Here is an 11,937-nt window from a genome sequence, read left to right as displayed (position 1 = left end):
CCTCCCCCTCTGTCATGAGCCTGAGAGCTTCGCCGGCCACCACGCCCAGGGGGCACCCCGGACGCCAGCGGCCGACTTGCACCGTCGGCGGGACACAATCTCGTGTCCGCTTTTCAGAGTCGCCTGACCCGGCGGTCTTGAGCCTGAGAGTTTGCGGGGAGATCTTGCTCCTTCGGCGCTCCGAGGCTGGCCCCGGAGCTCTCCCGCACGGGTGTGAGCGGCGCGATGTGCAGTTGTGGATGTTGCCGGTGGCCAGGTTGCAGGTGGCCGGGTCGCAGACAGCGATGACGCGGGTGGCACGGGTGAGCGGTGACGCTGGTCGCGTCCCACAGATTAGTCGGCCGTGTCGCCGGCCGCCAAAGATCTTGCAAACCCGCTCAAGGTCCGCGAGGCCACCGTCTCCGGCCGCGACATCGCCGTCACCGCCCGCAAGCCCCGGGCGCCCCGGGCGCCGCCCAGCAACCGAACCGGGCCCGCCGCCGGATCGTGGCCCGCCGCCGGATCGTGGCCCGCCGCCGGATCGTGGCCCGCCGCGTCGGCGACCCATGCCCACCGCGCGCCGACCCACCCGGGGATCCTGCGCCGCCGCGCGGCATCCGCAATTCGCATCCATAGACGAAAGTGGGACACGGAGCCCCTTGGCAACCCGCAAGAAGTGCGGATTTCGGTTGCTGCAACAGCCAAAACCCGCACTTCTTGCTGAGAAGCAGCGGGTGGGCGGGGCGCTGGTGCGGCTCCTCCTCACTAGACGCTGGTGCGCTCGCGCTTGCCCGTCGGATGCGCGGTGCGGAACTTCGCGGCCTCCTCGTCGCTGCGCGCCCCGCCCCGCTCCCCTTCGAAGAAGGTCTTGGCGAGGCGGTCGTGCGACGTCTGGTCCGTCACCTGTCGGGCCATCTCGTCATCCGAAATGCCCTGCCCGGCTGGCTCCGTGTGCCGTCCACCCTTTACGACCTGGTGCGACATGTCCAACCTCCTGACATCCGCCGCCGTTGCACGCTCCCCGGACGATCCACCCGGCCGGTGGTTTCCGGCCCGGATCCCGCCCTCGATGTCGACATGCCCGGATCAGACCCTGGTCATCCCAACGGACACCGACAGCCAGCCCCCTGCCGGCGACAGCCGGACCCCACCGACAACCGGCCGTCCGCTGGCAACCGGCCGTCCGCTGGCAACCGGCCGTCCGCCGGCAGCCAGACGCTCGGGACGCAGCTCTCCGGAAGCGATCCGGGTATCGGGTCCACCCGATTCACCGGAACCATCCGGTACCGGTATGTTTCCTACCAGGAGCGATATCCGCCGATACCACGCATATAGCAGGCGACCTGGGTGTGACGTGCGCTATATCGCCGGATGTAGCGTCGCCGGAGATGAGCCGCGCCCGAGGAGCGGAAGCCAGATGATCAGCGGTTATCGGTTCCTCCGGGACCTCGGCCACGGTGGTTTCAGCACCGTCCACCTCGCCGAACAGGAGATCTTCGATCGGCAGGTCGCCGTGAAGGTCATGCATGCCGACCTGCGCGATCCGGACGCGCGGCGCCGGTTCGTCCGGGAATGCAAGGCGACCGGCCGGCTCACCGGGAACCCGAACATCATCACCGTGTTCGACGCCGGAACCACGATCGACCACCGGCCGTACATCGCGATGGAGTACTTCCCGGCGGGGACACTGCGCGACCGGGTGGTCGACCAGGGCCCCCTGCTCGTCCGGGAGGTGCTGGCACTCGCGATTCCGGTAACCCGTGCCCTGGATGCCGCACACCGGCACGGCATTCTGCACCGCGACCTGAAACCGGCGAACATCCTGCTCCGCGCTTCGGGCGAGCCCGTCCTCAGCGACTTCGGCATCGCCAGCGTCGCGGAAGGCCTCGACCCGGCGACCTTCTCGGCGGCATTCACCGCCGGTTTCGCGGCACCGGAGGTGCTGCTCGGCGAGCAGCCGGAAAGCACCTCGGACGTGTTCGGGCTCGCCGCGACGCTCTTCGCCCTGCTCACCGACCGCACGCCCTTTCCGGGGAAGACCCCGACCGAGATCTTCACCCGGATCCAGGCCGGCGAGATGCTGCCGCTCGATCGCCCGGACGCGCCGCCGGCGCTGGGCGATCTCCTTCGCCGCATGCTCGCCCGCACCCGTGACCAGCGGCCGGGCCTGGATGAGGTCACAGCGGAGCTCACCTCACTGCTCGCCGAACTGGAGCACGCCGACCCCTACCCCTCAGCGGGCTGGCAGGGCACAGGCCCGCGCGGCGAGGAGGACGGCGAGGACAGCACAGGTGCATCACTCGAACCGCCACAGCGCCCTCGGCCGCGGCGCCAGCGCCGGAGCGGGTGGCAGGTCGCGGCCATGGCCGGTTCGGCGGCGCTGCTGACGGCCGGGGCGGTCGCCCTCTCCCTGCAGCTTGCCCACCAGGGCGAACAGGATGACGCCTCCGAGCTCACGACCGGTACCAGCTCCACCGCGCCGCCGGCAAGCACGGCGGGCACGAGCCCCACCGCCCCCACCAGCCCCGAAACCGGCACGAACACCGGCACCGGCACCGATGCGGTGAGCACGAGCACGCCAGCACCCGCGATCACCCCCGCTGACACATGCGGCGTGCGATCCGAAGAGATCCGCGACTACAAGAATCGCGTCTTCAAGAGCCAGTACATGTGCCCGACGGACGTCGAGTCACCGGTCTACGCCAACATCGGCGCCGGTGTGACCGAGCCGCTCGACGACACCGGCCTGATGAGGAAGGGCGACGCGGTCTGGGTCGTCTGCCAGATCCAGGGGCGGCCGAATCCCACCGGCGGAACGGGTAGGCAGAGCACCTGGTGGCTGTACACCCAGGGCGACGTGCCGGCGGACAACAGCTACGGGTACGGAGACGCATGGGGATACCTGCCCGCGACGGCGGTGACCTACCACGACGAGGACACCTCCGTCCCCGGCGTCGAGCGATGCACCGAGCACCCCTGACCGGTTCCATTCGTGCGGCCCCATGGTGGACGGGCCCGACGATCAGCCCCGGAAGATGTCGTGCGTGCCGACCCGGGCCCAGATGATGTGCGGATCTGTCTGGAACGCGGCGCGCTGTTCCGGTCGCAGCCGGTGGTAGTCCGCGAGGAAGCGGGCGGCGGCCTCATAGGTGGGCACGCCGTCACCTTGGGGTGCTGGTCGTCAGATTTGGGCGTCGACACGACGGCCGCGGAGGATGCGGCCGATCTTCAGCAGGAGCGAGGCGTCAGCTCGCCTTCGTGTTCGTGCGTGGGTCGGCGGCCAGCTCTGCCAGCAGCGCGTCGAGGGCCTCCTCGGACGTGCAGATCACCGACCGGCCGGCGGCAACGTCAGCCATGGCCTCGTCGTAGGCGCGCTGCGTGCCGGGGTCGGGTACGTCGATCCACTCATGCGGCTCCGGAACCGGGTACGGGAGATCGGCAGCTTGCGTCACGGTCCGTCACCGTCCCTCAAGGATCGCCATCCAGGCAGGAGCGTTGGGCGGAACCTACCGCAGGGTTGCCCGACGGACACCAGAACATGCCGGCAAGTGCCAGCCATCAACACCGGAACATGCCGGGATATCCCAGGGATACAGGCCCGTGGTTGCCGGCCCCGACCTCGCCGGTATGCCCGGACGTCAGACGGCACAGCGCGGCGCGAATGTACCTCGGATCAGGACGAACCCGCCGGGGCGTGAGACAACACGCCAGGTCGCGCATGACGGCCGCCCGATCGGCATAGTCGGCAGCAAGGGATCCCCACCGGGAGCCGGAAACGAGTGCGCGAGGAGCGGCACGTGTCAGGACTCGACCGCGATGGTGACGTGTTCATCCTGGATCTGGGGGACGGGGAGAACCGGCTCAACCCGGATTCGGTGGCCGCCATCAACCTCGCCCTCGACGAGGTGGTGGCCGCGCCGGCACCGAAAGCCCTGGTCACGACCGCGTCCGGCAAGTTCTGGTGCAACGGGTTCGACCTCACCTGGATGACCGCGAACCCCGGCGAGATCGAGCCGTTCATCCAGTCGGTGCGGGTGCTGTTCGCCCGGTTCGTCACCCTGCCACTGCCGACCGTGGCCGCGGTCGGCGGGCATGCGTTCGGCGCCGGCGCGGCCCTCGCGCTCACCCACGACCAGCAGGTCATGCGGGTGGACCGGGGCTACTTCTGCTTCCCCGAGGTCGACATCGACATCCCCTTCAGCGGCGGGATCACCGACCTGATCCGCTCCCGGCTGCCAATCCGGACCGCCCACGAGGCGATGACGACCGGCCGCCGGTACGGCGGGGACGACGCTCTCGCGGCAGGGATCATCGACGGCGTGGCGGACCAGGACAAGGTGCTGCCGACGGCGATCGGGATGGCCCGTCCGCTCACCGGCAAGGCGGGCCCGACGCTGGGCACCATCAAGTCGAGGCTGTACGCCACGGCCGTCGCCGGGCTGGTCGCGGGCCAAGCCGTCGAGGTACCGATCTGACCGTATCGCGCCGGCCCGGTGATCGGTGATCGGTGATCAGGCGGGTGCGGCGTCCTGGGTGGACGAGGCCACCAGCCGGCCGTCCTGGCTGAAGAAGGACGCCCGGGTGAGCGTCCGGTAGCCGGAACCGGACGGGCTGTCCCGCACGACGAGCAGCCACTGGTCCGCGCGGAACGGCTGGTGGATCCAGACCGCGTGGTCGAGCGAGGTCATCCTGGCCGGATGGAGTGACCGGCCCGGGTCCGGATGCGGGTTCGGGCCCGGATGCGAGTCGGGGTGGGGGTTCGGCCGCGTTCGGGCGAAGGCCGCCAGCATCTGCCGGGCGAAGGCGGCTGTCACATGATCGGCCAGGTAGGTGAGCGCGCCGGCGTGCAGAGGCGGATCATCCGGGAGCGCCTGGCCCAGCCGTACCCAGGCCACCGGGCGCACCGACGCCCGTGCGGCGCCTCGGGCGTCACCATCCGCGACGACTCGCAGGTCTATCAGCCGGCCGGTGGCCTCGGACGGGCGGTCCAGATCCGCGGGCGGCGGGACGGCCGGAGCCCTCAACTGATGTCCCGTCCGCCCGTTTGGCCGGAAGAGCAGGGACATCACACAGACCACCTCACCGCCCTGGACGCCGGTGACCCGCCGGGAGGTCGCACCGCCACCGTCGCGGACCCGGTCGACGAGATAGACGATCGTGCGTCGCCCCTGCGCCGGCCGAGGGAAATGCGCGTGCAGCGAGTGGACGGGCTGACCGCTCGACACGGTGCGGGTGGCGGCGAGCTGCGCCTGCACCGCGATCAGCCCGGTGTGGACGGGTTCGTCACCGTCGCCGCGCCACCGGGCGCGAAAGACGTCGCGGTCGATGTCCTCCAGCGCGGCGAGCTCGAGGAAGCCCGGTCGTGGCCTCGGCCCCGCCGCCCGAAGCGGCCTGGTCGAAGGGCCGAGCGGAGGGCTGGACAGCGGTCCGAGCGGAGGGCTGGACGGCGGTCCGAGCGGAGGGCTGGACGGCGGTCCGAGCGGAGGGCTGGACGGCGGTCCGAGCGGAGGGCTGGACGGAGGGCTGGGCCGCGGAACAGCCGTCGGGGCCCCCGTCCGGAGCCGGTCAACGGTGAACCGGACGGGTGTCACTTCGACCGAGTGGACCACACCGGGCCCGCTCCGACGCCGCCGCAGCCGGTACGGAAGGGTCGGCCGGTCATCCGGGACGGCACCGGCGTTCGAGCCCGGGCTGCCATTCGAACCCGGCCTGCCGTCCGAGCCCGGCCTGCCGCTCGGGACCGCGCCGCTGCTCAGGCCCGGGCCGCCGTCGGGGACAGTGCCGCCGTCCGGGACAGTGCCGCCGTCCGGGACAGTGCCGCCACTCAGGCCCGTGCCGCCCGTGGCGGCGCGGGCATCCGCGACATCGCCGGTGGCGACACGCCCGGGGTCACGCCACCGAGGCAAGGCTGTCCCTGTCCGCGGCCCCCGTGGCCTCCGCGCCGGGGCGGCCACCCGCCGCGCTCGACGCGCTCCCGTACGGGGAATCCGGCGGGTTCCCGTGATCCCGCGGGCCACGCAGCCGCGACCACACCGTCCCCGGCGCCAACAGGCGGCGAAGCCTGCGGACCTGACGGAGCCGACGGAACCGTCGAGTCCGCAGGTCCTCCGGGTTCCGCGGGTTCCGCAGGCCGCGCGGCCGGTTCTGCCCGCGCGGCCCACGGCCGCGCAGCGCCCGCTCGGCCCGGTCGAGCTGGCGCCACGCCTCCTCGGCGGCACGCGCCCCGGCCGCGCCGTCCCAGTCCAGGGCTGTGCCTGGGGCGAAGAGCGCGATCGTCACCAGATCCGCCAGCCCGCGCAGGGCGGCCTCGACGGCCGGTCCCGCCTGCGCGGTGGCGGCGAAGGTACCGCCGAGATGGACGACCTGCACCGGGCTGGCCGCCGCCGGGACCGTGCACCCGGCATCGGCGAGCGCCTCCAGCGCACACTGCCAGGCACCGACCACACGCTCGCGCCGCTGGGCCGCGAACCGGAGCCTGCGGCGCCGGACACCGGACGCGACCAGGGCAACCGCGAGGTACAGGCCGGCCAGCGCGACCAGGATGAGGACGCCGAGGACCACGTTCTTGCACCAGGCACCCGTCCCGGCGGAGGGGCCCGAGTGCCCCCCGTCCGGGCCCCCGTCGCCGCCCGCCGTCGCGGGAGCCGCGGGTTTCGTGGCCGGAGTCGCCTCACCCGCGGCCACGGAGCGCAGCGCGACCTCGATCAGTTCCGCCTGTTCGGGCGTCTCGCCCTGGTTCGATCCGGCCACGCTCGCGCCCCTTGCCTCGGCGGACTGTGGGGTCGGGAAGAACGGCAGCCAGCCGACCCCGTCGAAGCGCACCTCCGCCCAGGCCAGCGAGTCCGAACCGTGCACGGTGCGGGTCTGGTCCGCGGCACCCGCTCCGTCGCCCGGGGCCGCGGGAGCTGAAGCTGGAGCGCTGAACCCGACCGCCAGCCGGGCCGGCAGCCCGAGCAGACGCGCGGCCAGGACGAAGGCGGTCGCGAACTGCTCGGACGTCCCACGCCGCGTATGACCGAGGAAGTGGTCGATGTGCCCATACGCATGCCCCGGCGGCACCTCGGGATCGAAGACGAAGTTCGCGCTCAGATAGGTGCCCAGCAGGGCCGCCCGCTCGAACGGCGTCCGCCCCCGGGCGGTTGCGAGCTCGGCCATCGACCGCAGGATCGACGGCGGGTCCGCGGGGACGGCCAGGTCAGGGTCGTTGTGGTCAGCCGCGGCGGCGCCAGCCGACAGGGTGGCGATCTGCGTCGGCTCGGGTCGAGGCTCCGGAACCGACGTGATCTCGAAGCGCGAGCCGGCGGCCAGCGGGAGGTCACTGCGCAGCATCCCGGTGCCCGGGTCGACCCGCACACCGGGCGGGCTGCTCAAGGGCAACCCGTTCGCCGGCAGCAGGTTTCCGCCCAGGCCCACGACCTCGATGTCCTGGCGCACCGACGTGGCCTGCCGCGGCTGCGCCGCCGCCGTCGCGGGCGGCACGATCGCGGCTCCCGCGGCGACGAAGCGCGCTGTGGAGCGCCAGCTCACACCGTCGTAGTCGTCGAAGACGGCCAACCGGAAGATCACAGGGGCAGCCGGGTCCGGCCCGGTGACCGCGGCGCGGAAGAGCACGTCGTCGGGGTGGGCGGTCCAGCCGCTGAGCGCGGCGAGCGGGCTGGTCTCGGTAACGTCGACCGGTGTCGTCGAGTGATGATCCCGAGGATCGACCGGATCGCCGAGGCGACCGCCGGTCACCGTCACCGCGGCCAGAACCCCGACGAGCAGGACCGCCAGGATCGCGACAAGCCCTCTGGCCGAGGAGCGGACCAGGCCATACCCGCCCGACCGGGGCATCCGCGCCACGAGGTAGCCGGCGGCCAGTGCGACGAGCACCCCCGTCTGGGGGAGGTTGTCACCCGGGACGGGCAGGGCCAACGCGGTCGCGGCCACCAGTGTCACGACCGCGGGCAGCACCGGCAGGAGCGCCGCCCGGGTTCGGATGGTCAGCTCGGCACCGATCGCCGCCGCGAGCCAGGTCGGAGCGAGGGCCACGATCAGCAGATCGGGGTCGGCCGGCGCCGGCGCGGCAACGTCGAGGAGCCGGGCCCAGCCGTCGATGACACCCGCGCGCACCAGCTCGAGCCTGGCCAGGAACCCGCCCGCCTCGGCCGCGACGGTGTAGCCGGTCCAGACGACGAATCCGACCATCCAGGCCGGCACGGTGAGGACCGCGGGCGCCGGCCGGCGGCCCCGGCGCGGCCCGCCCAACAGGGCCACCAGCACGACCGGCAGGACAGCGGCCACCGGCAGGGGGACCCACAGATCCCGAGCCGGGAACAGCCGCGTGAAGCCGCTCCCGCCGACGAGCGCCAGGGCCGCGACGAACGCCAGCTCGCCCGCGCGGCGCGCGGCACCCGGCGGCGTTTCCTCCATCTGCGCGGCATCCGCCGCCGTGCTGGTCGACGCCGCACCAGCCGACGTCGCAGCCGGGGCCGGGGCCGCAGCCGGGGCCGGGGCTGCAGCCGGCACACCAGCCGACGCCGCAGCACCTGGTGCCGGGCCGGCCGGCGGCCTGACAGCCGGTGGCAAGACGGTCAGGTCCTTCATGCCTCGATCAGCCCGCGGTCGTCGACGGCTACTGACATGGAGCTCGCCACGGGGCCTGACACCGCCCGACCGGGCGACGGCTCCGGCCCGGCAGGTGTGGCCGCGGCCGGGGGTGACGTGGTCTGGGGCGATGCGGTCTGGGGCGAGAGGGGCCAGATCTCCCCCAGCTCGGCGGCGGTTGCCAGGTGCAGAACCCGCACCTGGCCCGATCCGGTGGCGTTCGGCGCGGCCGCCGGTGGAGCCGTCTCGACCTCACCACGAGGACCCCGGCGATCCCGGGAGGCCCAGGGGTCCAGCCCGTCCGAAGAGTGGAGGATTCTGGTCGTCCCAGCGGCAAACGTCTTCCACTGTTCGCCCTTCGCCCGGTGCCGGCGCAGCCGGGCCCGGTCTGCCGGGGTCCGCCGGCCCCACGCGCGGGCGACGGCCTCGCTGCGCGGCCCCAGCCGCAGGACGATCACCTGGCCGAAGGCATGCGCGACCGGCGTCAGGGCCGTGATCGCGTCACGCCCGATCCCGCCGGTGACCAGAACGAGCGTGCCGACCGGGCCACGGCGCAGCGTCCGCAGCACCTCCAGGCTCGTGCCCTCGTCGGGCGCGACCGCCGCCAGCTGGTCGAGCAGCGAATCAACGTCCGCGGCACGGCGGCGACCCGTCATCCGCACACCGCCCGATGTGACCAGGCGGACGCCATAGGCACCGCGTGCACAGGCCAGTACCGCGGAGGCCGCGGCGTCGACCGCGTCCTCGAAGACGGCTGCCCCGACCGGGCCAGCGGGGTAGGCACACCGGCGGGTGTCGAGCACGACGGTGGAGGCGGGCTCGCTCGGATCCACATGGGTGCGGACCATGAGCGTGCCCAGCCGAGCACTGGCGGCCCAGTGCACCAGGCGCAGGTCCTCTCCGGGGGTGTACTCCCGCAGCATGTGGAACATCAGCCCGCCCGCCGTTCCGCTGCCGCTGGAGCCGTCGGGATCGCGGGCGGGCGCGGTCGGGGGCGAGACCAGCGCCTGCGTGCGGGGCCGCACCCGCAGCGTGACCGCCTCGCCCAGGGACTGCCGGCGGTGCGCCAGACCGAACGGATCACGCCGGTCCACCCAGCAGGGCCCGATCCGGCTGACCGCCCGGACAGCCGTGTCCAGCGGCAGCACGACCTCGTGGCCGGCACCGCCGCGAAGCCGACGGACGCCCACGACAGCCGGCCGCGCCAGCGGCCCGGACAGCACCCCCGGAACAGACGGCACCCCCGGACCGGACAGCACCCCCGGAACAGGCGGTGCCCCGGGGCCGGACGGCGCCCCCGGATCGGCGGGTATCGCGGACACGCAGAGCGTGAACGGGGGCGCCGTCCACCGCGAGTGGTTCACGACGGTGACCACCAGTGCGGCCTCCTCCCCGCGGCTGACCGCTTCGGCGGTGAGCCGCAGCCCGACGCCGACCCGGGGCGGTCGAGCCACCGACACCACGGCCAGCAGCAGCGCCGCCGCACCCGCGGCGGTGAGCAGCACCAGCTCGACGTAGCGCAGCAGCGACGCCGCGGCGCCGAGCCCGACCAACGCGGCGAGCAGCCCCCAGGCCGCGGGGGTGATCTTCGGTAGCCCTGGGGTGGTGCGCGTGCCCGCGCTCATGTGGCGACGAGACGGCGCGGCGACGGAACGGTGTCCAGGACCTCCGCGACGACGTCCTCCGCGGTGACCCGACGCAGCTCGGCCTCGGGGGTCAGCACCAGCCGGTGCGCGAGCAGCGGGCCGGCGAGCACTCCGACGTCGTCCGGTGTGACGAAGGAACGTCCCGTCGAGGCCGCGCGGACCTGGGCCGCCCGCAGCAACGCGACGCTCCCCCGCGGGCTCGCGCCGAGCCGCACCACGTCGCGGCGGGACCGCGTCGCGGCGACGACCCGCACGATGTAGCGCCGCATCTCGGGGGCGACGTGCACGCCCAGCGTCCGCTCGGCGTGGGCGACGACGTCCTCGGCCCGCAGCACCGGTCGGAGGTCCTCGACCCGCCGGCCGACCTGGCGCCCCTCGAGGATCTCCAGCTCCGCGTCCAGCGTGGGGTAGCCGATGCGCAGCCGCATGAGGAACCGGTCGAGCTGCGCCTCGGGCAGCGCGTACGTCCCGTCCATGTCCACCGGGTTCTGGGTGGCGATCACCATGAACGGCGCGGGGACCGGGTAGCGGGTGCCGTCGGCGGTGACGTGGCGTTCCTCCATCACCTCAAGCAGGGCGGACTGGGTCTTCGGCGAGGCCCGGTTGATCTCGTCGCCGATGACGACGCCGGCGAAGACCGGGCCGGGACGGAACCTGAACTCGCTGGTCCGCTGGTTGAAGACGTTGGTGCCGGTGATGTCGGCGGGCAGCAGGTCGGGCGTGAACTGGATTCGGTGGCAGCCCGCGTTCACCGACGCCGCGAGGCTGCGGGCGAGCGTGGTCTTGCCCAGTCCCGGGACGTCCTCCACCAGGAGGTGGCCCTGCGCGAACAGGCAGATGGTGGCTAGTTCCACCGCGGCCCGCTTGCCGCGGATGACCTGCTCGATGTTGGCGACGACGTCCTCGAAGGCGATCGCGAACGGGATGGCCCGATCGGTGCTGACCGTCATTGACGAACCTCCGCGTGTGGTGAGGCTTCGTGTGAGCCGGGTGGATCGTGCGAGGTGTACGACGTGTGCGAGGTGCGCGGGTCGTGAGAGGCGGGCCGGCCGGTCGAGGGGGAGCGACCGGCCGGCCCGCCACGGGCAGCGGGGGGAGCTGCCCGGAAACGGAACGGCCCCCGGCGCGCCTCCCACGGCCAGGCCGCCAGTGCCCACCGACACCGCCGGCCAGCACCACCAGGCGGTGTCGCTGGCGACCGTCACCGCAGCGTCGCTGCCACGGAGCCGAACCGTTCCGATGCGATAGACGACGGAGTCTCCCGATTCGTTGTCCCCGGTCCGGAAAATGTTGTCGAACCCGTGGTGAGGGGCACGCCGCCCACGCGTGCCGGGGGCGACCCCACCGGCCCGAGACATCACCCCGGGACGCCAGATGTGACGCTCCGACCAAGATGGGTCGCAACCAGTCGGCGCAGTAGCGCGTCAGACCTGTCGACGGACCACGACGGAAGGCCGGGAGCCCGCGGGGGCAGCCGCGGGCCCCTTCCGTATCACGACACACGGACCACATATGCCCACTTGATGTTGAGCTGCATTGTGTTCTCTTTGTTGTGTATGGGGTCCGTCACCGGCTTCCGCCCGGCTTTCCCTCCGGCCGGGCGGAAGCCCCCGGTGACCCGGCCCGCCGCGTCGCCGGGCCCATCTGATGGCTCCTGGCGTCTGGGGAGGTCGGACGATTCTCGGCATCTGGCGTCAACCGCCACCAGGACTGCCCGCACCGAGGC

At 72.9% G+C, this 11,937-nt stretch carries 9 protein-coding genes and 2 riboswitches; of the genes, 2 read left to right on the top strand and 7 right to left on the bottom strand.

Annotated features, from left to right (window positions below; all coding sequences use genetic code 11):
• Positions 1-7 precede the first annotated feature (7 nt).
• A riboswitch (glycine riboswitch) is annotated at positions 8-119 on the bottom strand.
• Positions 120-122: 3 nt separating this feature from the next.
• Positions 123-217, bottom strand: a riboswitch (glycine riboswitch).
• Between the two features lie 527 nt (positions 218-744).
• Entirely contained in the window at positions 745-963 is a 219-nt protein-coding gene (locus tag FREUN1FDRAFT_RS14140; RefSeq protein WP_006540760.1) for a hypothetical protein, read from the bottom strand.
• 433 nt (positions 964-1,396) lie between these two features.
• Between FREUN1FDRAFT_RS14140 and FREUN1FDRAFT_RS14135 the strand changes: the two genes are divergently transcribed.
• Positions 1,397-2,959 carry a serine/threonine-protein kinase gene (locus tag FREUN1FDRAFT_RS14135; RefSeq protein ID WP_006540759.1) on the top strand — a complete coding sequence of 521 codons (1,563 nt, stop codon included), beginning with the start codon at positions 1,397-1,399 and terminating at the stop codon, positions 2,957-2,959.
• Between the two features lie 42 nt (positions 2,960-3,001).
• Here the strand turns inward: FREUN1FDRAFT_RS14135 and FREUN1FDRAFT_RS47400 are convergent, their stop codons facing one another.
• Positions 3,002-3,136 (bottom strand): hypothetical protein, encoded by a 135-nt coding sequence (locus FREUN1FDRAFT_RS47400; RefSeq protein ID WP_006540758.1) that lies wholly within the window; start codon positions 3,134-3,136, stop codon positions 3,002-3,004.
• An 88-nt stretch (positions 3,137-3,224) separates the two neighbouring features.
• Entirely contained in the window at positions 3,225-3,431 is a 207-nt protein-coding gene (locus tag FREUN1FDRAFT_RS14130) for a hypothetical protein (protein WP_006540756.1), read from the bottom strand.
• A gap of 345 nt (positions 3,432-3,776) precedes the next feature.
• Here FREUN1FDRAFT_RS14130 and FREUN1FDRAFT_RS14125 point away from each other — a divergent pair, with 345 nt between their 5' ends.
• A complete protein-coding gene (locus FREUN1FDRAFT_RS14125; RefSeq protein WP_035951585.1) occupies positions 3,777-4,454 on the top strand; it encodes an enoyl-CoA hydratase-related protein in 678 nt (225 codons plus the stop codon).
• A 36-nt stretch (positions 4,455-4,490) separates the two neighbouring features.
• On the opposite strand, the gene FREUN1FDRAFT_RS14120 is transcribed toward FREUN1FDRAFT_RS14125, so the two are convergent.
• From FREUN1FDRAFT_RS14120 to FREUN1FDRAFT_RS14105, 4 genes are all read right to left on the bottom strand, one after another.
• Positions 4,491-5,885 carry an acyl-CoA thioesterase II gene (locus FREUN1FDRAFT_RS14120; RefSeq protein WP_006540754.1) on the bottom strand — a complete coding sequence of 465 codons (1,395 nt, stop codon included), beginning with the start codon at positions 5,883-5,885 and terminating at the stop codon, positions 4,491-4,493.
• Entirely contained in the window at positions 5,869-8,391 is a 2,523-nt protein-coding gene (locus FREUN1FDRAFT_RS47675) for a DUF3488 and transglutaminase-like domain-containing protein (RefSeq protein WP_006540753.1), read from the bottom strand. The genes FREUN1FDRAFT_RS14120 and FREUN1FDRAFT_RS47675 overlap by 17 nt, the downstream gene beginning before the upstream one ends.
• Before the next feature lie 170 nt (positions 8,392-8,561).
• Entirely contained in the window at positions 8,562-10,190 is a 1,629-nt protein-coding gene (locus FREUN1FDRAFT_RS14110) for a DUF58 domain-containing protein (protein ID WP_006540752.1), read from the bottom strand.
• The gene (locus FREUN1FDRAFT_RS14105) at positions 10,187-11,161 is read right to left on the bottom strand and encodes a MoxR family ATPase (protein WP_006540751.1); all 975 of its coding nucleotides are present in this window, start codon (positions 11,159-11,161) and stop codon (positions 10,187-10,189) included. Before FREUN1FDRAFT_RS14105 ends, FREUN1FDRAFT_RS14110 begins: the two co-directional genes overlap by 4 nt.
• Between the last annotated feature and the right edge of the window lie 776 nt (positions 11,162-11,937).

The organism is Parafrankia sp. EUN1f (assembly GCF_000177675.1).
Classification (GTDB): Bacteria; Actinomycetota; Actinomycetes; order Frankiales; family Frankiaceae; genus Parafrankia.
Note: the sequence above shows the minus strand (reverse complement) of the source record. Positions and strands in the feature narration are given on the sequence as shown.

What these genes read in the sequence shown, in the direction of transcription:
- FREUN1FDRAFT_RS14140 (WP_006540760.1), bottom strand. Translation starts at nt 963, where the DNA reads ATGTCGCACCAGGTCGTAAAGGGTGGACGGCACACGGAGCCAGCCGGG.
- FREUN1FDRAFT_RS14105 (WP_006540751.1), bottom strand. Translation starts at nt 11,161, where the DNA reads ATGACGGTCAGCACCGATCGGGCCATCCCGTTCGCGATCGCCTTCGAG.
- FREUN1FDRAFT_RS14110 (WP_006540752.1), bottom strand. Translation starts at nt 10,190, where the DNA reads ATGAGCGCGGGCACGCGCACCACCCCAGGGCTACCGAAGATCACCCCC.
- FREUN1FDRAFT_RS14135 (WP_006540759.1), top strand. Translation starts at nt 1,397, where the DNA reads ATGATCAGCGGTTATCGGTTCCTCCGGGACCTCGGCCACGGTGGTTTC.
- FREUN1FDRAFT_RS47675 (WP_006540753.1), bottom strand. Translation starts at nt 8,391, where the DNA reads ATGGAGGAAACGCCGCCGGGTGCCGCGCGCCGCGCGGGCGAGCTGGCG.